The organism is Pseudorhizobium banfieldiae, assembly GCF_000967425.1.
GTDB lineage: Bacteria > Pseudomonadota > Alphaproteobacteria > Rhizobiales > Rhizobiaceae > Neorhizobium > Neorhizobium banfieldiae.
The window spans coordinates 1,471,771-1,495,102 of sequence record NZ_FO082820.1 but is presented as its reverse complement, the minus strand read 5'-3'; the positions used below and the strand labels follow the sequence as shown (position 1 = coordinate 1,495,102).

Here is a 23,332-nt window from a genome sequence, read left to right as displayed (position 1 = left end):
GAATCGGGTGGCGCAGGGTCTGTGAACACCGCATTTTCATCGCGACCAACAAGGGAGCTCGCGATGAAAGTCGTTTTCAATGCCATGCCGACAACGGAAGCCATGACCCTCTGGGAAGGAGGTTCGGACGCCTATGGGCTGCTGCCGGAGACGCGTACCTCCGATGGAGGCGGCTATCCCTGCCGCCACTGCCTCGAGAACATCGATGCTGGAGAAGACTTGCTTGTGCTCGCCTATCGGCCGTTTCCGGCGTTGCAGCCCTATGCCGAAACGGGACCGATCTTTCTCCACAAGAGGCCCTGTAGACGGCATGAAGCGTCCGGAGCGCTGCCCGCGATCCTGACAAGTCCGGACTATATCGTGCGAGGCTACGGCCACGATAACCGGATCGTCTACGGTACGGGTGCAGTCACTCCAACAGAGCAGATCCCGGAGCGGGCGGCAGAGCTCCTTGCCCGCCCGGATGTCGCCTATGTGCATGTCCGGTCGGCCCGCAACAACTGCTACCAGTGCCGCATCGACATCGTCTGAGGATTGTCGCGCAGATGCCGATCGCGCCGAGCGGCGCCGATCGATCCGACCGCCGCCCCGCTCCGCTGCCGGTGGTGGGTGCTACTGCTCCCGGGTGCTTCCGCCGTCGATATCCTCGGCCGTCTGCAACAGCAGCCGTACGATCTCGCCGGCGCTGCGATCATCGGCCTCCAGCCTGCGCGCGATGACTTCCCTCAGATTCAGCAGTGCGGCGTCGACGCTTCTGGGGACAGCCGGCCCCTCGTCCCTGCCCCGCCGCTCCTGCTTTTGCCGCATGCGCTCGGCAAGCTGCGACAGCCGGTCGAGGATGGTCATTGCAAAGCTGCGGTTCTGGTCGAGGTGCTCCTGTCCTTCTGCGGTGATCGCGTAGCGCTTCTTGTTGCCTTCCTGCTCGGCGACGACATAACCCGCCTCCTCCAGGTAGGTGAGCGTCGGGTAAATGACGCCCGGGCTTGGCGCATAGAAGCCGTAGGTCAAGTCCTCGATGTGCTTGATGATCTCGTAGCCGTGACGGGGTTCCTTCTCGACCAGCGCCAGGACGACCAGGCGCAGGTCGCCCTGCATGAGGAACCGGCCGATGCGGCCATCACCCTCATCGCCAAATCCGCGCCCATGGCCGCCGCCATGGCGCCCGCCGCCGCGCCGGAAGGGTCCGCCGGGCATCGCAAACATGGCCTCTACCTTGAAGCCCCGATGCCGACCGTGGCCGTCACAGTTTCCATTTCTGTCCTTGAACATCTCGATCCCCTTCATTTTCGATATATCTAAGTTATACCTATTCAATCCCAGATCAAGTCCTCAAGAAACAAAAAAAGGCGCCGAGGGAAGATCCCGCGGCGCCAGTGGTCTGCATAACTGCGGCGTTCTCTCGTGCCGCTATCTTCGATATATCTTCACGCCACCTTGAGCAGGCTCTCCGGTGCAAAGGCTTCATAGCCCAGAGCATCCGCAACGGCGCGATTGGTGACCCGGCCGCGATGGACGTTGAGGCCGTTGCGCAGATGGCGATCCTCTGCGATGGTCCGCAGGCCATGATCTGCCAGCGCGAGGCCGTAGTGCAGCGTCGCGTTGTTGAGCGCCTGGGCCGAGGTGATCGGCACAGCACCCGGCATGTTGGCGACGCAGTAGTGAATGACGCCGTCGACCTCGTAGGTCGGGTCGGAATGCGTCGTCGCCTGCGAGGTCTCGAAGCAGCCGCCTTGGTCGATCGCCACATCGACGATCACGGCGCCGCGCTTCATGCCGGAAAGCATTTCCCGCGTGACGAGCTTGGGCGCGGCCGCTCCCGGGATGAGAACCGCACCAATGACGAGGTCGGCGGCAAAAACCTCCTCCTCGAGCGCCTCGATCGTCGAGTAGCGAGTGCGGACACGACCGTTGAAGATATCGTCCAACTGGCGCAGTCGCGGCAGCGAGCGATCGAGTATGGTCACTTCGGCGCCGAGGCCGACGGCCATCTGTGCGGCGTGCGAGCCAACCACACCACCGCCGATTACCGCCACCTTGGCCGGAAGGACGCCGGGTACGCCGCCGAGCAGAACGCCACGGCCTCCACTGGCTTTCTGCAGCGCGGTCGCGCCTGCCTGGATGGATAGCCTGCCCGCCACTTCCGACATCGGGGCCAGCAAGGGCAGTCCGCCCCGCTCGTCTGTCACGGTCTCGTACGCCACGGCGGTGACGCCTGAGGCAAGAAGGCCTTGGGCCTGCTCCGGGTCCGGTGCCAGATGTAGATACGTGTAGAGTATCTGGCCTTCGCGCAGTTGGGCCCATTCCTGCGGTTGCGGCTCCTTCACCTTCACGACCATGTCCGCAGTTTCGAAGACTTCCTGGGCGCTCCTGGCGATTCTCGCCCCGGCCGCGACATAGGCACTGTCGTCGGCACCGATACCGGCGCCCGCCTTGGTTTCCACCAGCACCTCGTGGCCGTGCGCCACATATTCGCGCACCGCCGCAGGCGTCAGCCCAACACGGTACTCATGGTTTTTGATTTCCTTCGGACACCCGACACGCATGCACGTTCCTCTCTGTGGTTATCGCCTGAGGCATGATTTACCGAGGAGGAAACCAGAGCAGATAATGCGGGCAATGTCCTTGCGAAGGTCCCTTGGCAAGGACCCATTTCTCGAAGATATTTGCGCCCATTAACAACAGAACGCGAATTTGTTGCGATGAGAAGCCTGGACGCCATTGATCTTGCGATGATGCGGATACTTCAGCAGGAAGGCCGCATATCCAACGCAGAGCTCGCGGCCCGGGTCGGGCTGTCCCAGTCAGCCTGCTCGCGAAGACTTGCCGCGCTCGAGACAGAAGGGACCATCAGCGGCTATCACGCGCGCCTGTCGAACAAGGCGCTCGACTACAAGATGATGGTGATCGTCCACATCTCGCTCTCCGGCCAGTTCGCCAGGACGCTCGCCGAATTCGAGGCCGCCGTAAAACGGTGCCCGAATGTACTCGTCTGCTACCTGATGTCGGGCGAGTACGACTATATCCTGCGCGTCGCCGCCAAGGATCTGGAAGACTACGAGCGCATCCACCGGGACTGGCTGTCTGCGCTTCCCCACGTGGTGAAGATCAATTCCAGCTTCGCTCTCCGCGAAGTGCTCGACCGCCCCAACGTCGGGCTCTGAGGCGGACACGTCCAATTTTAGGAAACGCCCTCACCGGACCGCAACGAGTTGGCGGTAAAAGAGGATCGGGCAACACAATGGGGCGGGGGTCCGATGATGGGCGCGAATACTCTCGGCATGAGCAACCGTAGCGCGGAACGCGTGAGGACGCGAATCTACGGAACTGTAACGCATCTCAACCAGTCTGCGACCGGCAAGGTCGTGGATCTTTCCGGCACCGGGATCGCGCTCGAGTTGGATAGACCGTTCAGCGCCGCCCAAGGAAGCAAGGTGAAGATCGAGAGCGAAGAGCTTGGCTTCATCGAAGGGACCGTGAAGTGGTACCGCGGCAGCAGGATCGGCATCCAGTTGCACCTGAACAGCAATGCGCTGGCCCAGGTCTCCTCCTATTTCCGGTTCTTCCACCAGGACGTGAAGCCTGTCGTGAGCCGCTGACCTAGGGGGCTCCTGCAGCTGCCGACTTCAGTTGAATATCGAACGGCTGAATACCCTTATCTCCCAACAGAAATCTAAAATCGTTGACGTAATTGCGATCTCGGTAAACTTCAATTCTCGGCGAGGCGCCGTTCACCGCAGATCCCTCCTGAACTTCTTCAAGGGAGAAACGTGCATCGTTGGTGGCCTCCACTCCTGTTATTACCCCCGTGGCGGCGGCAGCCGGGACTGCAATCTCCACCAAACGATCCGTATGTTGCAACGATCTGGTCCCTAGTGGATCCCCCTGTCGGTCATGAAAGGTCAGGCTGCATCCATCACAGGCATTCGCTATTCCGGTGATGTCCAATATAACGGAAGGCGGCATTTCGCCCCCCGAGACCTGAGCATATGCGGTCGAGAAGGCAACAGAGTAGAGAAAGTTGCTGGAGCCGGAAATGTTAGCTGCCGACTGGATGCTCGTGTTCTTGGTATTCTCTTTCGGGACTGGGACCGCTCCCGCCGTGGAGAGAAGAAATGCGGGAGCACCTATGCCCAGGATGAATGCTTTTCCCCTTTGCTCTTCCCGAACGTAGTGAGCAACTAAACCTCCCATCAAGGCCAACAGAAACATGATGCCGAAGCAGCCAGCAACCGGCACTGCGATGGAGAACCATGGCTCTTCCCTTATACCCTTGAGCCAAGCAACGAACTCGCCCGTCTGCGCGCGAACAAGCAACCGCGCCAATTCCGGGGAGAGACCGCCTATGGCTCCCGCAATGAATGCCGTATTCAGCCAGGACATCATCCCCTCCCTGCCTCTACTCCTTCCGATTTTCTACCTTAGGTTATTTGTCGCATTTATGCAACTAGCAGGAGACGTATGCGCCTACCGACCCTGTCATTTTGCCGATGTACTTCCGTGCCATTGCGCATAGTCTTTCCTCGCCATCTGCAATCCAGGAGCTGACCATGCCGTCCATCTCACTGCCTTCCCTGACACGCCGCTCGCTGCTCGGCGGCCTCGCCGCCACGTCGGCGCTGGTTGTGCTGCACCCGTTCGCGGCGCGCGCACAGGCGAACCAGGCGCATCTTCGCATCATGGAAACGACCGACATCCACGTGCATGTGCTTCCCTATGACTATTATGGCGACAAGCCGAACGACACGATGGGCCTCGCCCGCACCGCTTCGTTGATCGATTCGATCAGAGCGGAGGCCGGCAATTCGATGCTGATCGATAATGGCGACTTCCTGCAGGGCAACCCGATGGGAGACTACATCGCCTATGAGCGGGGCATGAAGGAGGGAGACCAGCATCCGGTCATCCAGGCGATGAACGTGCTTGGCTATGACGCAGGCACGCTCGGCAACCACGAGTTCAACTACGGGCTCGATTTCATGTTCAAGGTGCTGGGCGGCGCCGGCTTCCCCTATGTTTGTGCGAATCTCGCCAAGGGCATGCTGGCTTCCGATCCCAAAAAGGATGAACTCTTCTTCAAGCCCTACGTGATCCTCGAAAAGCAGATCCGCGATGGCTCGGGCGCCGAAAGCCCGGTCAAGGTCGGCTTCATCGGCTTCGTGCCCCCGCAGATCATGGTCTGGGATGCCAAGCATCTGGAAGGCAAGGCACAGACGCGCGATATCGTGGACGCTGCCAAGGCCTGGGTGCCGGTCATGAAGGAGGAAGGCGCCGACATCATCATCGCGCTTTCCCATTCCGGGATCGACGGCTCTGGAATGAGCGAGCGGATGGAGAACGCCTCGCTCTACCTCGCAGGCGTCAACGGCATAGACGCGGTGTTCACCGGCCACCAGCATCTCGTCTTCCCGGGCCCGAAGGATTTCGAAGGCATCGCCGGAGCGGATGCGGAAAAGGGAACACTGATGGGCAAGCCTGCCGTCATGGCCGGCTTCTGGGGCTCGCATATGGGCCTGATCGACTTCCTGCTGGAGAAGGACGGCAATGGGTGGAAGATCGTTGACTTCACCACAGAGGCCCGCCCGATCTACCATCGCGATGAGGATCGCAAGGTCGTCGCCGACGTCAAGGACAAGCCCGAGGTGACGGCGGCCGTCAAGGATGAGCACGAGGCGACGCTTGCCTATGTCCGCCGCCCGGTCGGCAAGACATCCGCTCCGCTTTATTCCTATTTCGCGCTCGTTGCCGACGATCCGTCGGTGCAGATCGTCTCCAATGCCCAGACCTGGTACATCAGGGACATGCTCAAGGACGGCGAATACAAGGACCTTCCGGTCCTTTCCGCCGCGGCCCCCTTCAAGGCCGGCGGTCGCGGCGGCGCCGAATATTATACAGACGTGCCCGCCGGCGACATCGCCATCAAGAATGTCGCCGATCTCTATCTCTATCCAAACACCGTGCAGGCCGTGCTGATCAGCGGTGAGCAGGTCAGGCACTGGCTCGAAATGTCAGCCGGCATGTTCAACCAGATCGAGCCGGGAGCGAAGGACGCGCCGCTTCTCAACACAGGCTTCCCGTCCTACAACTACGACATCATCGACGGCGTCACCTATCAGATCGACCTGTCGCAGCCGGCGCGCTTCGACAAGGATGGCCAACTGGTCAACGCGGATGCGCAGCGCATCGTCGACCTGCAGTTCGAGGGGAAGCCTATCGATCCGGCGCAGAAATTCGTGGTGGCGACCAACAACTACCGCGCGGGCGGTGGCGGCAAGTTCCCGGAGATCGCCGGCGACAAGGTGATCTTCGTCGCTCCCGACACCAATCGGGACGTGATCGTGCGGTACATCGTCGAACAGGGAACGATCAATCCGTCGGCCGATGCTAACTGGTCCTTCAAGCCGATGGCCGGCACCACGGCGATCTTCGAGAGCGGGCCGAAGGGTCGCACCTATGTGGCCGACATCAAGGGTGCGAAGATCGAGGACGCCGGCGACGGCGCCGAAGGATTCGCCAAGTTCAGGCTTGTCCTCTGACGCCAGCCACCAGAGACAGGAGGGCCGCCGTCAGGCGGCCTTCCGCCGGTCCTGCCCGAGCAGCCGCAGCAGCAGGGCAAGCTCCGGCGGCGGCTCCCTCTCCACCCGCCGATAGTCGCTGCCGTCGCGGTTGCGCCGCATCAGGCCCAGGTCGACGAGATCGCGGCGCAGCAGTGCCGGATCGCCGAAGAGGTGCAGCCTGTCAAGATACTCGCTGATCTGCCGTTCGCTGAAAAGCCGGTCCGCAGGGATCTTCGACCACAGGAACCAGAGGCAAAGTTCCTGCTGGGAACGCTTGCCCGGCCAGCGTGCCAGCCGCCCCTCGACGTCGAACACACGAATCGTCTTCTTCACCCGCGCCTCGTTGGCAACGGGCGCCGTGTCTGCTTCCAGCCGCCATTCATCCAGCGTATCGGCAGTCGTGATCGTTGCCCGAAAATGCTGGTAGTTGCGGTATCCGCCCGCACGGCTCAGGAGATTGAGCATCTCGACATGGCTTGGCTTGTGGTCGAGCTTGCCGATCTGCTCGCGCAGCGATCGCTGCGAAGGCAGAAATATCGGCAACTTCCATCGGAAAGATGGTTCTGGTCATCTCTTATCCTCGATGCGCCGTTCCGCTGGGGATGTCTCTGGTCGCCGGCTTGTCGACTTCGGCACAGGATAAGTGCTGAGGATCTTCAATGATGCAGGTTTAGCTTCCCTTCAGGGACGGCGACGCCTCGGTGAACTGCTGACCGTGCGACCTGTTGAGTCTGAGCGATGCATCACGTCAATTGGGTGGGAATCCGTGTCATTCTGCCGCCGACCTGTGCCTGCCCCCGTCGAGACCCGGTATTTCGTCAGGGCTTGGGCAATTCGACAACTGCTCCCGGAACGCCTGGATCAACCAGTTTGCCGCCGGCCCCGGAGGGTTCGCAACCTTGCGCAGCGCGTAGATCGGGTACTCACCCTGTTCATAGGCATCGAGCTGCAGGGCCACCAGCCGACCGGCCTGGAGATCCTCCCGTACCAGCGAAGCCGGCAGGCCGCCCCAGCCGAGCCCGCCACGGATGAGCTGGTACTTCGTCGCGATGTCGCTGACACGCCAAGTCTTGTAGGACAGGACATTGAAGTCGCGCCCCTTGGTCAGCCCGGATGCGTCGGTAACCACGAGTTGCGTTTCCTCGCGGACATCGTTCAAGGTCAGCGGTCCCTCGATCTGGCCGAGGGGGTGATCGGCGGCTGCAACGGGAACCATGAAGGAGTGACCGATCCTTTCGGCATGGATCGTCTCGTCCGGCTTCAGCAACGCACCGCCGAGACCAATCCCGGCGCGGTCGCTTGCCACCATGTCCATGACCATGCCCAGTTCTCCGACATTGAGGTTCAAGGCCACGGAGGGAAAGCGGCTGCCGAAGACGCGCAGGATGCTTACCACCGCCTCCGCAGGCACCATGACGCTGATGGCAATGGAAAGTTCGGGCTCCAGTCCCTGCTTCATCCCCCTCGCCCGCGAGCGCATCACCTGAAGATCAGCAACGATACGGCGCGCGTCGGATAGCATGGCCCGGCCCGCATCGGTCAGCTTCGGCTGCCGGCCACTGCGTTCGAAGAGGGGCACCTCGAGTTGAGCTTCAAGATTGGCGATCGTGTAGCTGATGACCGACTGAGCGCGGTTCAACCCGCGTGCGGCCGCTGAAAAACTGCCCGCCTCGGCAACGGCGAGGAAGACCTGCAACTGGTCCAGTGTCGGGTTCGCGTCCATGTTTTCCATCCATTCCATCGATAGATACCTTCGACATTATCCCGGTTTTATCGATGGTCGTCGATGCCTATTTCTGTCTCGACCGCGGGCGACCAAGCGTCCGCCTCTTCAGAATGTCACGCATCAGTGGGAACCAGAACCATGTCCTCCATCCTCCTCGTCACATCCAGCCCGCGCGAAGATTCACTGTCCACCAAGGTGGCGACTGATCTCGTGGAGAAGCTGAAGTCGCGCAATCCCGGCGAGACTATCGTTCATCGCGATCTGGGACAGAACCCGGTTGCTCATCTCGACACCGTGACCACCTCCGCCATCCGCAAGCCCGCCGCCGATCGTAATGCGGAAGAAGCCGCGGCGGCGGCAGAGTCCGACGAACTCGTGGCCGAGCTTCTCGCCGCGGATACCGTCGTGCTCGCGACGGGACTGATCAACTTCAACATCTATTCGACGCTGAAGTCCTGGATCGACAATGTCGCCCGGGCAGGCATGACATTCCGCTATACGGCCGAAGGCCCGGAGGGTCTGGCCACCGGCAAGAAGGTCTACATCGTGCTGTCGGCCGCCGGTATCTATTCCGAAGGCCCCGCCATGGGGATGAACCACGCCGTTCCGTACCTGAAGACCGTTCTTGCATTCATGGGCATGACGGACGTCGAAGTCATCTACGTCGAAGGGACTGCCTTCGGACCCGAAGCCTTCGACAAGGCCCTGGCACAGGCTGACGCGCGCATCACGGAACTCGCCGCTGCCGCCTGACATCGTGACGAGCGGCCGCCGGGCGCGGCCGCTTCCTCCCGGCATGATCGATATCTCGGATTGGTCCCGCCTGGCCTTGATAGGCGGTTAGACGGAGCGGGACTTCTCGCCGTCCGAAAAGAGCGACGCGCCGTTCTGGTCGATGATCTGCCGGGCCTTGCGGTAGGTACAGTCGAGCGCGTCATCGAGCGAGGTAAAGACATCTGCCCGGATGAAGTTGCGCACCAGGACCTCGCCGGCTACTTCCTTCTCGATTCGGCCAGCCAGCCGGAACTGGTTTCCTTCGCGGATCGGCGTCGGGTGGATCATGCAATCGCCATGCACCTGAGGTTCGGCGGCCGGTGCAGCTGCCTCCGCCGATTTGGCGCCGCCGGAAAACAGGGAGAGGATGCCAGAGAAGAAAGATGCCATGCCGGTTGACTAGCATAGTCTTCGGGATCTCGGAAGGCATCGGTCCACAAGATACCGCATTCGGGTGCATCTTGATCCTCCGTCGCGGGCAAACGGAGAACCCATGCGCTGGACCCTTCTTGCCATCGGCCCGGTCGCCGCTGCAGCGGCCCTCTGGATCTGCAATACGTCGCTGTTCAGCGACTATCCCGGCGGCAGCACGCTTAGGGTGATTGCCCATCGCGGCCAGCATCAGGTGTTTGATCGTGAAAACCTCCGGAGCGATACGTGCACTGCAAGCCGGATACTGGCCCCGACGCATCCCTTCCTCGAAAACACGATCCCATCCATGCAGGCCGCCTTTGCGGCCGGTGCGGATGTCGTGGAGCTTGATGTCCACCTGACCCCGGACAAGCAGTTCGCAGTCTTTCACGACTGGACGCTGGAGTGCCGGACCAGTTGGGCTGCTGAAGACGCTGGATGTGGGCTACGGGTACACGGCCGACGGCGGACAGACATTTCCGTTCCGCGGCCACGGGATCGGAATGATGCCGACGCTGCCGGAGGTGTTCGAAGCCCTGCCCGAAGAACGTTTCCTGGTCAACTTCAAGAGCCGTCGCGCCGAGGAAGGCGAGGCCCTAGCCGAACTGCTTCGCGGCCATCCCTCCTTCCGCGAGCAGACTTTCGCTGTCTATGGAGGACACGAGCCGACGGCGGCGGCGAAAGCCGATATCGAGGGCCTTCCCGGTTTCAGCGCCTCCGACACCAAGACCTGCCTCCTCGACTATCTGAAGCTGGGCTGGATCGGCCATGTGCCGGAGGCGTGCCGAAATACCCTCGTCATGGTGCCGGCGAACTACGCCTTCCTGCTCTGGGGCTGGCCGGAACGCTTCTATCAGCGCATGCGAAGCGCCGGCTCCGATGTGATCCTCATGGGCCCCTATGAAGCCGGCGATGTCGGTACCTCCGGAATAGACCAGCCGGCAGACTGGAACCTCGTTCCGCAGGGCTTCCCGGGCTTCGTGTGGACCAATCGCATTGAGCTTGCGTCGGAGCAGCTGTCGCGGCGAGGGTTCTGCGAGCTTCGCTTACCGCCACGCGCCTGCGCGGACGTCACCAGCCGGTGACCCGCCTCAGATGATCAGGTTCGCGAGGATTTCATTGTCGGTAATGTCCTGGTAGCCGATGTCGGCGGCCTCGAAGCGCTCCAGCAAGCCTCTGAAGTTTTCCGGCTTCTTCGTCTCTATGCCGATCAGGATGGAGCCGAAGTTGCGGGCCGACTTCTTGAGGTATTCGAAGCGGGCGATGTCATCCTCAGGCCCGAGCAGGTTGAGGAAGTCCCGCAGAGCGCCGGGACGCTGGGCCAGCCGCAGGATGAAGTATTTCTTCAGCCCGGCATAGCGCATCGCCCGCTCCTTGACGTCGGGAAGGCGCTCGAAGTCGAAATTGCCGCCGGTCACAACGGCAACCACCGTCTTGCCTCGCAGCCGCTCCTCGCCGAGCATGTCCAGCGCCGTGATCGAGAGCGCGCCTGCCGGTTCAAGAACCAGGCCCTCGATGTTGAGCATTTCGCTGATCGTCACGCAGATGGCGTTCTCGGGTGCGAGCAGCACCTGGTCGGGCCGGAAATGCTTCAAAGCCTCGAAGTTGAGGTCTCCGATTCGCGCGACGGCGGCTCCGTCGACGAAGTTGTCGACCTTTGCCAGGCGCACCGGGCGCCCCTCCTCCAGGCTGCGTCGCAGGCTGGGAGCGCCGAGCGGCTCGACCAGGACGAAGCCTTCGTCGGGCACGACGTCGCCGAGATAGGCCGTCACGCCCGATGCCAGGCCGCCTCCGCCCACCGGCACGATCACAAGGTCGGGACGCGTCCCCTCCGGCAGTTGCTGGAGGATTTCTGCCGCGACGCTCGCCTGCCCTTCGATGATATCGGGATGGTCGAAGGGCGGCACCATGAGCCCGCCGATCTTCTCCACATGTGCATGAGCCGCGGCATAACACTGGTCGAAGATGTCGCCGACGAGTCGGATGGTGATGAACTCGCCGCCGAACATGCGCGTCTTGTCGATCTTCTGCTGCGGCGTCGTCACGGGCATGAAGACGACGCCCGGCACGCGGAAGTGACGGCAGACGAAGGCAAAGCCCTGGGCATGGTTGCCGGCGGAGGCACAGACGAAGGTCTGGTCACCCGCCCCTGCCGCCATCGCCTTGCGGAAGAAATTGAACGCCCCGCGGATCTTGTAGGAGCGAACGGGCGACAGGTCTTCGCGCTTCAGCCAGATGTCAGCGCCATAGCGACTGCTGAGGTGTTCGTTCAGTTGCAGCGGCGTCTCCGGGAAAATCTCTCGCAACGCAGCCCTCGCCTCGTCCACAGCCTCTCTGCTCACAACCGCTCCATCCATTGAATTTGCCCCGGCATCCCGCTATGCCATAGCGAGCCGGAAGAGACAAAGCCATCTTCCCCACGCCACGCGAAACCGGGACATTCACTTGAACGCCAGTCTTCTCCGGCCGGCCATCTACATCGCGGCGCTTTGTGGGCTTTATCTCGCGACAGCTATGTTCGTGCCGGCGATGATCGACCTGTACTATGGCCACGAGGACTGGCAGGTCTTTGCCCTCTCCGGCTTCATGGTTGGCGGGATCTCGTTGATGACGGCGCTCGCGACGCGGGGGGCGTCGCCCGTCTTCACGAAGCGTCTCGGCTTCCTGCTCGTCAATCTGCTGTGGGCCGTGTTCTCCCTGGTAGGCGCCATTCCCCTCTATCTGGCGGACCACGAGCTGAGTTTCGCGCAGTCGCTGTTCGAATCGATTTCCGCCATCACCACGACCGGATCGACCGTCCTTTCCGGGTTGGACACCATGCCTCCGGGCATACTTCTCTGGCGCTCGCTGCTCCAGTGGCTGGGAGGGATCGGCATTGTCGCGCTCGGCCTGTTCGTGCTTCCCTTCCTCCGCGTTGGCGGCATGTCCTTCTTCAAGCTGGAATCCTCCGACACCAGCGACAAGCCCTTCGCCCGCCTCGCGAGCTTCACCCGCGCCTTCATGGCTGTATATGTCGGCATCACCCTTGCATGTGCGATTGCCTACGGCTGGGCCGGGATGACGGGGTTCGACGCCCTCAATCACGCCCTGACAACTGTGGCGACCGGCGGGTTCTCAACTCACGATGCATCGTTCGGCTATTTCGACAGCATACCGCTGCTGTGGATATCATCGCTCTTCATGACAATCTGCAGCCTTCCGTTTTCACTGCTGATCATCTTCGTGGTTCGCCGTCGGCTGAACACGCTGCGGGACCCGCAGATCGTGGTTTTCGTCGGCTATCTCGTCACCTTTGCGGTAGCGCTGGCGGTCTATCACCACCTGCGTAACGGCACAGGTCTTGGAACCGCCCTCGCGCACTCGTTCCACAACATCTCCTCCATTCTCTCCACGACCGGCTACGCAAGCGACGACTATACGAACTGGGGGCCCTTCGCCGTTGCCCTGGCATTCTTCGCCACATTCATGGGCGGGTGTACGGGCTCCACCGCCGGTGGCATCAAGGCCTATCGATTCGTCGTGCTGTTCAACATCGTCGGCACCGGTCTCAAGCGGCTCGTCTATCCGAACGCCGTCTATTCCGTTCGGTATGGCAGCTCGATCATCGAGCCGGAGGCGCAGCGCGGCATCTTTCTCTTCATCGCGCTCTATATCTTCCTCTGGGCGGTTGGCAGCCTTGCCATGGCGCTGCTGGGATACGACTTCCTGACATCGGCCTCGGCGGTCCTGACAGCCCTTTCCAACGTTGGCCCCGGCATCGGCAGCATCGTTGGTCCGGCGGGCAATTTCTCCACCATCAGCGACCCCGCCCTTTACCTCTTGTCGCTGCTCATGCTGCTCGGGCGCCTGGAAATCCTGACCGTCCTCGTCCTGCTGACGCCGGTGTTCTGGCGTCAGTAGGAGCACAAGCGGAATTTCACCGCTTGCAGCCCTTCCCTTTCCGGGTTCGCCACTTTATTCAGGCCAGTCACTGCGGACGTGGCGAAACTGGTAGACGCAAGGGACTTAAAATCCCTCGACCTCGGTCATGCGGGTTCGATCCCCGCCGTCCGCACCACCTCATTCAAGCTTGAGTATCGCCGCGGCTGCGGCTCAGCAGGCGTCGATCCGCGTGCCTGCGCCAGCCGTTCCGCCGGCCCCCATATCGGCCACCCCGGAGCTGCCGGCCGTTCCTGTCCCCTCCAGGGAAGTATCGGCGCCGCAATTGTCCACGCTACCGGTGACGGTGGCACTGCCCTGGCCGCCAGTCGACGTCGGTCCGTCGACGCCGGGAAGATTGGTTGTCGCACCAGCCGCGCCCGTCGCCCCTGTAGCACCACTTGCCGTAACGCCGCCCGTTGCGCCCTCCTGCGCCTGCGCCGCCAGGGCCAGCCCGAGCGACAGAATCGTGACGGGGAGAAGTCTTTTCATCGCAGTTTCCTCCAGTGATTCGATGTCCATTCAATCGTTGATGCCACTGAAGGTTCCACCGCGCTCGCAGGTAAGAAAACACCCCAGGCGTACCGAAAATGTTCCAACTGCACTCGCCGGCGCCGGCGCCAGATGCGAAACAGTCCATGCCCGATTGAGAAAGCCGGGCTTTTCCCCTTATTGCCCTGCCCCACGGTGGGGCATTTTTTTTGGCCCCGATTCCACCAGATGCACCGCTGTGGGACGAGGCCGGTCAGAATTAGGGGCCGGTCAACCAGCAGCAGCGATCGCGTTCGACAGCCGACGCGTGGCTTCCATCTTCCCTGCTGTCGCGTCCCCATCAGCGCGGCCGGGAGCCCTGGCAGCCCCCCAACCCCCAGCGTCCGGGGCTCCCGTCAGTTTCCAGCAAGGCTCGCCACCTATACCTGCCTTTGCCGGCTCGCCGGCCTTCGGAAGGAGCCGGCTGCCCCGCCAGGCATGGCGGCTCCTTCCGATGCGGTCACCAACGCAAAACGCGGCCCGGAGGCCGCGTTCGAGGTAATCCGGATCTTCTGGATCAGGCTGAAAGCTTGGCTGCCAGCTTCGCCACGTAATCACCCTGATAGCGGGCGCCATCCAGTTCGACTTCGGACGGCTGGCGCGAGCCGTCGCCGTCGGTGATCGTGCTTGCACCGTACGGCGAGCCACCCTTGACGGCTTCGACGCCTGACTGGCCCTGGAACGAATAGGGAAGGCCCGCAACGACCATGCCCTGGTGGAGGAAGGTCGGAAGGAAGCCGAGGATGGTCGATTCCTGGCCCCCGTGCTGCGTCGCGGTCGAGGTGAAGGCCGAACCGATCTTGCCGACAAGCTTGCCCTGGGCCCACAGGCCACCGGTCTGGTCCCAGAAATTGCGCATCTGCGAGGCAACCGTTCCGAAACGCGTGCCGGCGCCGACGATGATCGCATCATAGTCGGCGAGCTCTTCGACCGTCGCAATCGGTGCTTCCTGGTCGAGCTTGTAGTGCGACGCCTTGGCAACCTCTTCGGGCACCAGTTCCGGTACGCGCTTGATGGTCACATCGGCGCCGGCGCCGCGTGCGCCTTCGGCAACAGCCTTGGCCATGGTCTCGATGTGCCCGTAAGCCGAATAATACAGAACCAGTACCTTTGCCATTCCTGATCTCCTTGGTTTCGCCCATGCGGGTCAACTCTCCTCCACCTAAGCTGTTCCGGGGGCCAGATCAGCCCCGCCGGCAGTCGACGCAGTGTTCGCAAAACAGAGACGACGCTTGTCCGTATGCGGACTAAAGCTGAACAGCAGCCGAAACCGCTTTCTGGCGAGCGGGGTCTGTCGTAGAAACGCTGCATATTGTCGGAGGCCCGCAATCACATGTCTTCTCCATCTGTCGTAACCGCTGCCATGCTTGCCATCGGCGACGAACTCCTGTCGGGGCGCACCAAGGACAAGAACATCGGCCATCTGGCGGATGTCCTGACCGTCGCAGGGATCGACCTGAAGGAGGTGCGAATCGTCGCCGACGAGGAGGACGCGATCGTCGAAGCGCTCAATGCGCTCCGGCAGCGCTACGACTACGTGTTCACCTCCGGGGGCATCGGCCCCACCCACGATGACATCACCGCTGATGCGGTATCCACGGCTTTCGGACTGCCGTGCGTGCACGATGCTGAAGCAATGCGCCTACTCGGGGCAATGTACGCCCGGCGGGAGATGGAGTTCACCGAGGCGCGCCAGCGAATGGCGCGCATGCCGCAGGGCGCGCGGCACATCTCCAACCCGGTTTCCACGGCCCCCGGATTCATTGTCGAGAACGTCTATGTCATGGCGGGCGTGCCGCAGGTCTTTCAGGCCATGGTGGATAACATACTGCCCGAACTCAGAACCGGATCGCGGATGCTCTCGCGGGCACTGCCCTGCCCCTTTGGCGAGGGGGATATCGGGACGCCGCTCACCCGGATCCAGAAGGAACACCCGGCGACCAGCATCGGCTCCTATCCGAAATACGACGGGATACGCTTCTCGACCGAGATCGTCGTCCGCGCCCGCAACGAAAGCGAGCTTGAGGCTGCCGCACAGGCGATTGAGGAGATGATCCGGTCGCTGCGGGCAAGCCGGCTGCCACCCGGAATCGGCACGGATGCCTGACCGCAATCGCGACGGCGATTGACCGATATCAAGGAAAGCCACAGGTTAGGGACCGAGACTGGGTCGACATCAATCGCGCACACAAAGGGGGAAACCATGACCTACAAGACGATCCTCGCCGTACTCGACACGCCCGACCACGCGCAGCAGATCACCGACTACGCACTCGCGCTCGCCAGCCGCTTCGATGCCCATGTGCTTGGGGTGCATGCCGAGACGCTCGCGGCAGTGCCGCTGATCGCGCCGATGGAAATCCCGGATCCGGCAGCGATCGAAGCCCTGCAGGAGGCAGCGCGGCGGGAGACGAAAGAGGTGGAAGCCATCTTCCGCGAACGCGTGGCACGAGATGGCCGCTCCGCGGACTGGCGCAGCTTCGTTTCATCCTCCGGCTACGCTGCCGCCGCCGTGATGGAGACGGTTCGCGCCGCTGACCTTATCGTCGCGAGCCAGGGTGATCCGAATCATGAGAACCGCTCGGAGTTGGAGAATCTTCTGTTCGACAGCGGACGTCCGGTCCTGCTTGTGCCCTATATCATGAAGGCGCCGCGCGATATCCGACGCGTCATGATCGCCTGGAACGGCTCGCGCGAAGCCGCACGGGCGGCCTTCGATGCCCTTCCTTTCCTGAAGACGGCCGAAAGCGTCGAGATCTTCTGCCTCGACGCGCCCGAGCGCCCGAACCAGTCAAAGGAATTTGCCGGCGTCGAGCTCGCCGCTGCCCTGGCACGCCATGGCGTCAACGTCACGCTGACAACGCAGGAAAGTGGCGGCCTTTCCGCCGCCGCCGCGATCGAGAACCGGCTGGCGGACAAAAGCGTCGACCTCTTGGTGATGGGCGCCTATGGCACGTCCCGCTGGTGGGAGATGCTGTTCGGTGGCGTGACCCGCAGCCTACTGGAATCGATGACCGCGCTCTCCTTGATGTCTCGATAGGGAAACGCGCCGGAGCGCTTCCTGAGCCGCCGCGATCGATGGCTCAGTTCCGCAGGATACCGGCCTCCTCTGCAGCCTTGATGAAGGCGGCCTCTGCCTCGGCGGGGTCGCCTTCGCCCTCCAGTGCCTGCATGCAGCGCTTGCGCGCCACCGCAAACCATTTGCCGTTTTTGGTCGGCCAGCAGGTCGAGAGACATTCGAAAGCCTCCCGGGTGTTGCTCACGCACCGGAAGTGATCCTGGCTGTCGATCATCAATTCCACGCTGCGGTCCCAGAGGTCGACAGGCATTCTCGGCTTTCCTTGTTCTACAGCTATCAAAGTCCCCCCGGGAGGCTGTGCTCCCCGGGGGGTAATTTCGATCTTATCCTATCGTTCCAGTTCGGAGCGAATTTCGTCGATCTTGCCGTCGGCAGTTCCGACACCGAGAACGGCCTTGGCTTCCTCCAGCATTTCATCGGTCACTGGATCGTCCGTGAACGCGCTCAGGGCATCTCGCAATGCCTCGTCACCGAGGATCGCATCCGTTTCGGAAGGGGAGACGCCATTGTCGATCTCGAACTGGGCATAATCCATGGCGTAGGCCGATACGGCTTCCATGCGCGGATCATTGCTGTTGAGATAGGCGTGATAATTCCGGTTGAGGGAGTTCAGACCCTTGAGTTCGGAGCGGCTGACAGACGCCTCCTCGCCACGTTTGTCTTCACGCCGGGAAACGCTCTTTTCGCTTTGGCCGGGCGAGAGGTCGCGCGCGCTCGCCTTGCCGGCGTCGCTACGGTCGGAGCTCCGGTCCGAACCCTGGCCATGACCGCCGCCGTTGCCGTTGCCACCGCCGTTGCCGCCGCCATTGCCGCCGCCGCCACCATTGCCGCCGCCGCCACCATTGCCGCCGCCATCACCGCCTTTCGCCCAGACAGTATCCGTAAAGCCCGGCAAGTGGCTGCCGACCGCAACCGAGGACAGGAGGACGACAGCCAGTGCTGCAGATTTCGTGAACGATCGGATCATCATGTTTCTTCTCCTTTCGACCTTCACCCCCGCACTGAGCTTGTGGAGCGACGCCGGAAAATCGATAGCCATCGGACCGATGCCCGGGCGCATCGGCCAAAGGTCCAACGACGCTTGCCCGCTGTGACTCCCTAAAGGCCCAGGTGTCTTCCACCGCTCCATCGCTCAGCGAGAGACAGGCAGGCTGCTTCACCTGCCTGTTTGCGTCGCACCGTCTTGCCAGTGTGCCGGACTCGCGGCTATTAGCGACAGCCAACGCAGCTCTTGCTAATGGCAGCCACCATGTCTCTTCCCGAAAAAGCCTTCCCCGTCTCCTGGGACCAGTTCCATCGCGATGCCCGGGCGCTTGCCTGGCGCCTCGCCGGCCTCGGTCAGGAGTTTCACGCCATCGTCTGCATCACCCGCGGGGGCCTGGTGCCGGCGGCGATCATCTCGCGCGAACTGAACATCCGCCTGATCGAGACGGTCTGCATCGCCTCCTACCACGACTATGCGAGCCAGGGAGAGATGAACCTGCTCAAGGGCATCACTGCCGAGCTCGCCACGAATGGCGGCGAAGGCGTGCTGGTGGTGGACGACCTGACCGACACGGGCAAGACCGCATCGGAAGTGCGCGAGATGCTGCCCAAGGCGCATTTCGCCTGCGTCTACGCCAAGCCGAAGGGCGTCCCCACCGTCGACACCTTCATCACCGAGGTGAGCCAGGATACCTGGATCTACTTCCCTTGGGACATGGGGTTCACCTATCAGGAACCGATCGCCAAGGGCCACAAGGGCTGAAGCAGAAGGCGCCTCTGCGCCCGCCTCCTCGCTCCGCAGTACCGAATTGAGGTTGCTGTCAAGACGCGGCCCGTCGCTATTTTTCGCGGCGGGCTTTTCCACAAGCCGCGGTCGCAACGCACAATATATCTCAACTGCCTGATCTACGGGGTGTTGCGCCCAACGTCCGGCCAACGCGGCATCCCCTGCTCTTCCGGTGCGCCCGCCCCCGGCTCCACAACCGCCTGAAATTCCAGCAAAAAATTTCTTCCCCGTTTTCCACAGCACCAGACACAATATCTTGTGGTTAAGAAACCGTGTCGAACTATGCCTTGACGAATCTCCCGTCTCGCGGGAAATTGGCCAAGTGTTGCGGCGGCAACCGGCTACGGACTTCCGAGCGCCGGTTCCTTCATCGAGTTTTTAAGCGGAACGACAACGGCAGACCCGGCTATGAGGGGCGGTCTGGCGGAGGGTTTTCGCTCGCCTCGAGGCTTGCCGAAACATCCGATGGGGACTGGTGAAAACCACCTGTTAGTACTATATTTAGTATTGCAGCCCACCCTCATCACAATATACAGGTCGGTATCCCAGTGATTCACCTGGATGATGAAGTTTCCCCGGCTGCCCATGATGGCGAGCAGCCGGACCGAATATCCGTGCCCTGACGGGCCAGCAGACGAGGGACAAAGGCAATGCGCATCGAACGTCGTTTCACCACGCCCGAGACAGGCGCCTATGGCGGGATCGAATTCCGCAAGGCGGTCAGCGAGATCCGCAATCCGGACGGCTCGATCGTTTTCCGGCTCGCGGATATCGACGTGCCGGCGCAGTTCTCCCAGGTTGCGACCGACGTGCTTGCCCAGAAGTACTTCCGCAAGGCGGGCGTGCCGAAGATCCTCAAGAAGGTGGAAGAGAACGACGTCCCTTCGTTCCTCTGGCGGTCCGTCCCCGATCTCGATGCGCTGAAGGCCTTGCCGAAGGAAGAGCAGTACGGCTCCGAAACCGATGCCCGCCAGGTCTTCGATCGCCTGGCCGGCACCTGGACCTACTGGGGCTGGAAGGGCAAGTATTTCACCTCGGAAGAAGATGCACTGGCCTTCCGCGACGAGCTTGCCTACATGCTCGCCACCCAGCGCGTCGCGCCGAATTCCCCGCAGTGGTTCAACACCGGCCTGCACTGGGCCTACGGCATCGACGGCCCCGGCCAGGGCCATTTCTATGTCGATCCCTTCACCGGCAAGCTGACGAAGTCAAAGTCGGCCTACGAGCATCCGCAACCGCATGCCTGCTTCATCCAGTCGGTCGAGGATGATCTCGTCAACGAGGGCGGCATCATGGATCTCTGGGTCCGCGAAGCGCGCCTCTTCAAGTATGGCTCCGGCACCGGCTCCAACTTCTCCTATCTCCGCGGCGAAGGCGAGAAGCTTTCCGGCGGCGGCAAGTCCTCCGGCCTGATGAGCTTCCTGAAGATCGGCGACCGCGCTGCCGGCGCCATCAAGTCGGGCGGCACGACCCGCCGCGCCGCCAAGATGGTCGTCGTCGACATCGACCACCCGGACATCGAGGAATACATCAACTGGAAGGTCCGCGAGGAGCAGAAGGTAGCCGCCCTCGTCACCGGTTCCAAGATCGTCGCCAAGCACCTGAAGGCGATCATGAAGGCCTGCGTCAACTGCGAAGGCCCGGACGACGACTGCTTCGACCCCAACAAGAACCCGGCGCTGAAGCGCGAGATCCGCGCCGCCAAGCGCGACCAGGTTCCGGAGAACTACGTCAAGCGCGTCATCCAGTTTGCGCGCCAGGGCTACAAGGACCTCGAGTTCAAGACCTATGACACCGACTGGGATTCCGACGCCTACCTGACCGTTTCCGGCCAGAACTCCAACAATTCCGTCTCGCTGAAGGACGACTTCCTGCGCGCCGTGGAGAATGACGGCGAGTGGAACCTCACCGCCCGCAAGGACGGCCGCGTCATGAAGACGCTGAAGGCGCGCGACCTGTGGGAGCAGATCTCCTATGCCGCCTGGGCTTCCGCCGATCCGGGCCTGCACTTCAACACGACGATGAACGACTGGCACACCTGCCCGGCCGCCGGCCCGATCCGCGCGTCGAACCCGTGCTCGGAATACATGTTCCTCGACGACACGGCCTGCAACCTCGCCTCGCTGAACCTGTTGCAGTTCAAGGACGCGGCGACGAAGCGCATCGACATTGCCGATTACGAGCATGCGGTGCGCCTGTGGACCGTTGTGCTGGAAGTCTCCGTGATGATGGCGCAGTTCCCGTCGCGCCAGATCGCCGAGCTCTCCTACGAATACCGCACGCTCGGCCTCGGCTATGCCAATATCGGCGGCCTGCTGATGTCCTCGGGCATCCCCTATGACTCCACCGAGGGCCGCGCCATCGCCGGTTCGCTGACCGCCATCATGACGGGCGTCGCCTATGCGACCTCGGCAGAGATCGCCTCGGAACTCGGCCCCTTCCCGGGCTTTGCGCCGAACCGCGAGAACATGCTGCGGGTCATCCGCAACCATCGCCGCGCCGCCCATGGAGAAACCACCGGCTATGAAGGCCTGTCGGTCAACCCGGTCGCGCTCATCCACTCCGACAATCCGGACCAGGACCTTGTCGCCCATGCCCGCGCCGCCTGGGACAAGGCGCTCGAGCTCGGCGAGAAGCACGGCTACCGCAATGCCCAGACAACCGTGATCGCGCCGACCGGCACGATCGGCCTCGTCATGGACTGCGACACGACCGGCATCGAGCCCGACTTCGCGCTGGTGAAGTTCAAGAAGCTCGCCGGGGGCGGCTACTTCAAGATCATCAACGGCGCCGTTCCGGAAGCGCTGCGCACGCTCGGCTACTCCGAATCGCAGATCGCCGAGATCGAGGCCTATGCGGTTGGCCACGGCAACCTCAACCAGGCGCCCGGCATCAATCCCGGCTCGCTGAAGGCCAAGGGCTTCACCGACGAGAAGATCGAGGCCGTCAATGGCGCGCTGAAGTCGGCCTTCGACATCAAGTTCGTCTTCAACCAGTGGACGCTCGGCGCCGACTTCCTGAAGGAGACGCTGAAGGTCTCCGACGAGCAGCTCGCCGACATGAGCTTCAACCTCCTGGAGCACATCGGCTTCTCGAAGAAGGAGATCGAGGCCGCCAACATCCACGTCTGCGGTGCGATGACGCTGGAAGGCGCGCCTTTCCTGAAGGCCGAGCACCTGCCGGTCTTCGATTGCGCCAATCCCTGCGGCAAGATCGGCAAGCGCTATCTCTCGGTCGAAAGCCACATCCGCATGATGGCAGCTGCCCAGCCCTTCATCTCGGGCGCCATCTCCAAGACGATCAACATGCCGAACGAGGCGACCGTCGAGGATTGCGGTGCGGCCTACATGCTCTCCTGGAAGCTGGCGCTGAAGGCCAACGCGCTCTACCGCGATGGTTCGAAGCTCTCCCAGCCGCTCAACGCCTCGCTGATCGACGAGGATGACGCCGAGGAAGCGATCGATGACCTGATCCAGCAGCCGGTCGCCGCCCAGGCGGTGACGGTCACGGAAAAGATCGTCGAGCGCGTCATCGAGCGGGTTACCCGTGAGCGTGAAAAGCTGCCGAACCGCCGCCAGGGCTATACCCAGAAGGCCAATGTCGGCGGACACAAGGTCTATCTGCGCACCGGCGAATTCGGCGACGGCCGCCTCGGCGAGATCTTCATCGACATGCACAAGGAAGGTGCCGCCTTCCGTGCGATGATGAACAACTTCGCCATCGCCATCTCGCTCGGCCTGCAATACGGCGTGCCGCTGGAAGAATATGTGGAGGCCTTCACCTTCACCAAGTTCGAGCCGGCCGGCATCGTTACCGGAAACGACGCCATCAAGAACGCCACGTCGATCCTCGACTACGTGTTCCGCGAACTCGCCGTCTCCTACCTCAACCGCCATGACCTCGCGCATGTGGACACGTCGGACTTCTCCAACACCGCGCTCGGCAAGGGCATCCAGGAAGGCAAGACCAACCTTATCTCCACCGGTTGGACGCGCGGCCACAAGCCGACCCTCATCCAGGGCGGCCAGTCGGGCTCGTCGGAGGCAAAGGGCGCGGCAACCGCCGCCCCCGCCAAGGCGTCGGCCGGTGGCAATGTGACGGCGTTCGCCGGCTCGGCCGCCCGCAAGCTGGAGCCGGCCGTCGCCGCCTCCACCTCCGAAATCGTCGCCTTCAAGCGCGACTACGAGGAGCGCGCCAAGGAACTGGCGGAGGAGATCGCCGAGGAGGTTCTGGAAGAGCTTGCGACGGAAGAGCAGCAGGCTTCCACCGCCCTCTTCTCCGACAAGGCCGCCGCCGACGCCGCCGCTGCCAAGACGGAAGCCAAGAAGGTGGAAAACGAACGCCGCATGCGCTCGATCGCCCAGGGCTACACCGGCAACATGTGCTCCGAGTGCCAGAATTTTACGATGGTGCGCAACGGCACGTGTGAGAAGTGCGATACGTGTGGTGCCACGAGCGGGTGCTCTTGAGGGATGAGCTTGGGAGCTCCGGCAATGACTAACGAAAAGCCCAGGGCAGGTACCCCTGGGCTTTTCGCGTCTAAGGAAGCCGAACACATGGAGCAAGGG

20 protein-coding genes, 1 tRNA gene and 2 pseudogenes are annotated in these 23,332 nt (G+C 62.4%); 12 read left to right on the top strand and 11 right to left on the bottom strand.

Annotated elements, in window-relative coordinates; translation table 11 throughout:
- The first annotated feature begins 63 nt into the window (after positions 1 to 63).
- Positions 64 to 531 carry a DUF1203 domain-containing protein gene (locus NT26_RS07420; protein WP_052638181.1) on the top strand — a complete coding sequence of 156 codons (468 nt, stop codon included), beginning with the start codon at positions 64 to 66 and terminating at the stop codon, positions 529 to 531.
- A gap of 81 nt (positions 532 to 612) precedes the next feature.
- Here the strand turns inward: NT26_RS07420 and NT26_RS07415 are convergent, their stop codons facing one another.
- Entirely contained in the window at positions 613 to 1,269 is a 657-nt protein-coding gene (locus NT26_RS07415; protein WP_052641943.1) for a PadR family transcriptional regulator, read from the bottom strand.
- A gap of 155 nt (positions 1,270 to 1,424) precedes the next feature.
- Positions 1,425 to 2,543 carry an alanine dehydrogenase gene (gene ald / locus NT26_RS07410; protein WP_052638180.1) on the bottom strand — a complete coding sequence of 373 codons (1,119 nt, stop codon included), beginning with the start codon at positions 2,541 to 2,543 and terminating at the stop codon, positions 1,425 to 1,427.
- 156 nt (positions 2,544 to 2,699) lie between these two features.
- On the opposite strand from ald, the gene NT26_RS07405 reads away from it, so the two are divergent.
- Both NT26_RS07405 and NT26_RS07400 read left to right on the top strand, forming a co-directional pair.
- The gene (locus NT26_RS07405) at positions 2,700 to 3,161 is read left to right on the top strand and encodes an Lrp/AsnC family transcriptional regulator (protein WP_052638179.1); all 462 of its coding nucleotides are present in this window, start codon (positions 2,700 to 2,702) and stop codon (positions 3,159 to 3,161) included.
- Between the two features lie 117 nt (positions 3,162 to 3,278).
- Positions 3,279 to 3,596 (top strand): PilZ domain-containing protein, encoded by a 318-nt coding sequence (locus tag NT26_RS07400; RefSeq protein WP_152337272.1) that lies wholly within the window; start codon positions 3,279 to 3,281, stop codon positions 3,594 to 3,596.
- Between the two features lies 1 nt (position 3,597).
- On the opposite strand, the gene NT26_RS07395 is transcribed toward NT26_RS07400, so the two are convergent.
- Positions 3,598 to 4,383 (bottom strand): hypothetical protein, encoded by a 786-nt coding sequence (locus NT26_RS07395; RefSeq protein ID WP_052638178.1) that lies wholly within the window; start codon positions 4,381 to 4,383, stop codon positions 3,598 to 3,600.
- Between the two features lie 164 nt (positions 4,384 to 4,547).
- Here NT26_RS07395 and NT26_RS07390 point away from each other — a divergent pair, with 164 nt between their 5' ends.
- Positions 4,548 to 6,533 carry a bifunctional 2',3'-cyclic-nucleotide 2'-phosphodiesterase/3'-nucleotidase gene (locus NT26_RS07390; protein ID WP_052641939.1) on the top strand — a complete coding sequence of 662 codons (1,986 nt, stop codon included), beginning with the start codon at positions 4,548 to 4,550 and terminating at the stop codon, positions 6,531 to 6,533.
- A gap of 30 nt (positions 6,534 to 6,563) precedes the next feature.
- Here the strand turns inward: NT26_RS07390 and NT26_RS07385 are convergent.
- Both NT26_RS07385 and NT26_RS07380 read right to left on the bottom strand, forming a co-directional pair.
- Positions 6,564 to 7,125 (bottom strand): annotated as a pseudogene (locus NT26_RS07385) (DUF2087 domain-containing protein).
- Between the two features lie 198 nt (positions 7,126 to 7,323).
- Complete coding sequence (locus NT26_RS07380; RefSeq protein WP_052641937.1) at positions 7,324 to 8,277, bottom strand: LysR family transcriptional regulator; 954 nt, start codon at positions 8,275 to 8,277, stop codon at positions 7,324 to 7,326.
- Positions 8,278 to 8,418: 141 nt separating this feature from the next.
- On the opposite strand from NT26_RS07380, the gene NT26_RS07375 reads away from it, so the two are divergent.
- A complete protein-coding gene (locus NT26_RS07375) occupies positions 8,419 to 9,033 on the top strand; it encodes an FMN-dependent NADH-azoreductase (protein ID WP_052638177.1) in 615 nt (204 codons plus the stop codon).
- A gap of 87 nt (positions 9,034 to 9,120) precedes the next feature.
- On the opposite strand, the gene NT26_RS07370 is transcribed toward NT26_RS07375, so the two are convergent.
- Positions 9,121 to 9,444, bottom strand: a complete 324-nt coding sequence (locus NT26_RS07370; RefSeq protein WP_052638176.1) for an HlyU family transcriptional regulator — start codon at positions 9,442 to 9,444, stop codon at positions 9,121 to 9,123.
- Positions 9,445 to 9,547: 103 nt separating this feature from the next.
- Here NT26_RS07370 and NT26_RS07365 point away from each other — a divergent pair.
- Positions 9,548 to 10,550 (top strand): annotated as a pseudogene (locus NT26_RS07365) (glycerophosphodiester phosphodiesterase family protein).
- Positions 10,551 to 10,556: 6 nt separating this feature from the next.
- Here the strand turns inward: NT26_RS07365 and ilvA are convergent.
- Positions 10,557 to 11,822: a threonine ammonia-lyase gene (gene ilvA / locus NT26_RS07360; protein ID WP_152338594.1), complete on the bottom strand. Its 1,266-nt coding sequence runs from the start codon at positions 11,820 to 11,822 to the stop codon at positions 10,557 to 10,559.
- 88 nt (positions 11,823 to 11,910) lie between these two features.
- On the opposite strand from ilvA, the gene NT26_RS07355 reads away from it, so the two are divergent.
- The gene (locus tag NT26_RS07355; RefSeq protein ID WP_052638175.1) at positions 11,911 to 13,365 is read left to right on the top strand and encodes a TrkH family potassium uptake protein; all 1,455 of its coding nucleotides are present in this window, start codon (positions 11,911 to 11,913) and stop codon (positions 13,363 to 13,365) included.
- Positions 13,366 to 13,437: 72 nt separating this feature from the next.
- Positions 13,438 to 13,522: transfer RNA gene (locus NT26_RS07350), tRNA-Leu, on the top strand.
- A 35-nt stretch (positions 13,523 to 13,557) separates the two neighbouring features.
- Here NT26_RS07350 and NT26_RS22730 read toward each other — a convergent pair.
- Both NT26_RS22730 and wrbA read right to left on the bottom strand, forming a co-directional pair.
- Positions 13,558 to 13,875, bottom strand: coding sequence for a hypothetical protein (locus NT26_RS22730; protein ID WP_152337264.1), 318 nt, complete (start codon positions 13,873 to 13,875; stop codon positions 13,558 to 13,560).
- 556 nt (positions 13,876 to 14,431) lie between these two features.
- Complete coding sequence (gene wrbA / locus NT26_RS07340) at positions 14,432 to 15,031, bottom strand: NAD(P)H:quinone oxidoreductase type IV (RefSeq protein WP_052638173.1); 600 nt, start codon at positions 15,029 to 15,031, stop codon at positions 14,432 to 14,434.
- 216 nt (positions 15,032 to 15,247) lie between these two features.
- Here wrbA and NT26_RS07335 point away from each other — a divergent pair, with 216 nt between their 5' ends.
- Both NT26_RS07335 and NT26_RS07330 read left to right on the top strand, forming a co-directional pair.
- On the top strand, positions 15,248 to 16,021 hold the full coding sequence (locus NT26_RS07335) for a competence/damage-inducible protein A (RefSeq protein WP_052638172.1): 774 nt from the start codon (positions 15,248 to 15,250) through the stop codon (positions 16,019 to 16,021).
- A gap of 96 nt (positions 16,022 to 16,117) precedes the next feature.
- Complete coding sequence (locus NT26_RS07330) at positions 16,118 to 16,954, top strand: universal stress protein (protein WP_052638171.1); 837 nt, start codon at positions 16,118 to 16,120, stop codon at positions 16,952 to 16,954.
- Positions 16,955 to 16,997: 43 nt separating this feature from the next.
- Here NT26_RS07330 and NT26_RS07325 read toward each other — a convergent pair whose 3' ends face one another.
- Together NT26_RS07325 and NT26_RS23070 are read right to left on the bottom strand one after the other, a co-directional pair.
- Positions 16,998 to 17,243 (bottom strand): DUF982 domain-containing protein, encoded by a 246-nt coding sequence (locus NT26_RS07325; RefSeq protein WP_052638170.1) that lies wholly within the window; start codon positions 17,241 to 17,243, stop codon positions 16,998 to 17,000.
- 78 nt (positions 17,244 to 17,321) lie between these two features.
- Positions 17,322 to 17,963 carry a hypothetical protein gene (locus tag NT26_RS23070; protein ID WP_052641933.1) on the bottom strand — a complete coding sequence of 214 codons (642 nt, stop codon included), beginning with the start codon at positions 17,961 to 17,963 and terminating at the stop codon, positions 17,322 to 17,324.
- A 279-nt stretch (positions 17,964 to 18,242) separates the two neighbouring features.
- Here NT26_RS23070 and gpt point away from each other — a divergent pair, with 279 nt between their 5' ends.
- On the top strand, positions 18,243 to 18,740 hold the full coding sequence (gpt, locus tag NT26_RS07315) for a xanthine phosphoribosyltransferase (RefSeq protein WP_052638169.1): 498 nt from the start codon (positions 18,243 to 18,245) through the stop codon (positions 18,738 to 18,740).
- Between the two features lie 674 nt (positions 18,741 to 19,414).
- Positions 19,415 to 23,233, top strand: a complete 3,819-nt coding sequence (locus NT26_RS07310) for a vitamin B12-dependent ribonucleotide reductase (RefSeq protein ID WP_052638168.1) — start codon at positions 19,415 to 19,417, stop codon at positions 23,231 to 23,233.
- Positions 23,234 to 23,332: the final 99 nt, after the last annotated feature.

What these genes read in the sequence shown, in the direction of transcription:
- NT26_RS07420 (WP_052638181.1), top strand. Translation starts at nt 64, where the DNA reads ATGAAAGTCGTTTTCAATGCCATGCCGACAACGGAAGCCATGACCCTC.
- NT26_RS07415 (WP_052641943.1), bottom strand. Translation starts at nt 1,269, where the DNA reads ATGTTCAAGGACAGAAATGGAAACTGTGACGGCCACGGTCGGCATCGG.
- ald (WP_052638180.1), bottom strand. Translation starts at nt 2,543, where the DNA reads ATGCGTGTCGGGTGTCCGAAGGAAATCAAAAACCATGAGTACCGTGTT.
- NT26_RS07405 (WP_052638179.1), top strand. Translation starts at nt 2,700, where the DNA reads ATGAGAAGCCTGGACGCCATTGATCTTGCGATGATGCGGATACTTCAG.
- NT26_RS07400 (WP_152337272.1), top strand. Translation starts at nt 3,279, where the DNA reads ATGAGCAACCGTAGCGCGGAACGCGTGAGGACGCGAATCTACGGAACT.
- NT26_RS07395 (WP_052638178.1), bottom strand. Translation starts at nt 4,383, where the DNA reads ATGATGTCCTGGCTGAATACGGCATTCATTGCGGGAGCCATAGGCGGT.
- NT26_RS07390 (WP_052641939.1), top strand. Translation starts at nt 4,548, where the DNA reads ATGCCGTCCATCTCACTGCCTTCCCTGACACGCCGCTCGCTGCTCGGC.
- NT26_RS07380 (WP_052641937.1), bottom strand. Translation starts at nt 8,277, where the DNA reads ATGGACGCGAACCCGACACTGGACCAGTTGCAGGTCTTCCTCGCCGTT.
- NT26_RS07375 (WP_052638177.1), top strand. Translation starts at nt 8,419, where the DNA reads ATGTCCTCCATCCTCCTCGTCACATCCAGCCCGCGCGAAGATTCACTG.
- NT26_RS07370 (WP_052638176.1), bottom strand. Translation starts at nt 9,444, where the DNA reads ATGGCATCTTTCTTCTCTGGCATCCTCTCCCTGTTTTCCGGCGGCGCC.
- ilvA (WP_152338594.1), bottom strand. Translation starts at nt 11,822, where the DNA reads ATGGATGGAGCGGTTGTGAGCAGAGAGGCTGTGGACGAGGCGAGGGCT.
- NT26_RS22730 (WP_152337264.1), bottom strand. Translation starts at nt 13,875, where the DNA reads ATGAAAAGACTTCTCCCCGTCACGATTCTGTCGCTCGGGCTGGCCCTG.
- wrbA (WP_052638173.1), bottom strand. Translation starts at nt 15,031, where the DNA reads ATGGCAAAGGTACTGGTTCTGTATTATTCGGCTTACGGGCACATCGAG.
- NT26_RS07335 (WP_052638172.1), top strand. Translation starts at nt 15,248, where the DNA reads ATGTCTTCTCCATCTGTCGTAACCGCTGCCATGCTTGCCATCGGCGAC.
- NT26_RS07330 (WP_052638171.1), top strand. Translation starts at nt 16,118, where the DNA reads ATGACCTACAAGACGATCCTCGCCGTACTCGACACGCCCGACCACGCG.
- NT26_RS07325 (WP_052638170.1), bottom strand. Translation starts at nt 17,243, where the DNA reads ATGCCTGTCGACCTCTGGGACCGCAGCGTGGAATTGATGATCGACAGC.
- NT26_RS23070 (WP_052641933.1), bottom strand. Translation starts at nt 17,963, where the DNA reads ATGATGATCCGATCGTTCACGAAATCTGCAGCACTGGCTGTCGTCCTC.
- gpt (WP_052638169.1), top strand. Translation starts at nt 18,243, where the DNA reads ATGTCTCTTCCCGAAAAAGCCTTCCCCGTCTCCTGGGACCAGTTCCAT.
- NT26_RS07310 (WP_052638168.1), top strand. Translation starts at nt 19,415, where the DNA reads ATGCGCATCGAACGTCGTTTCACCACGCCCGAGACAGGCGCCTATGGC.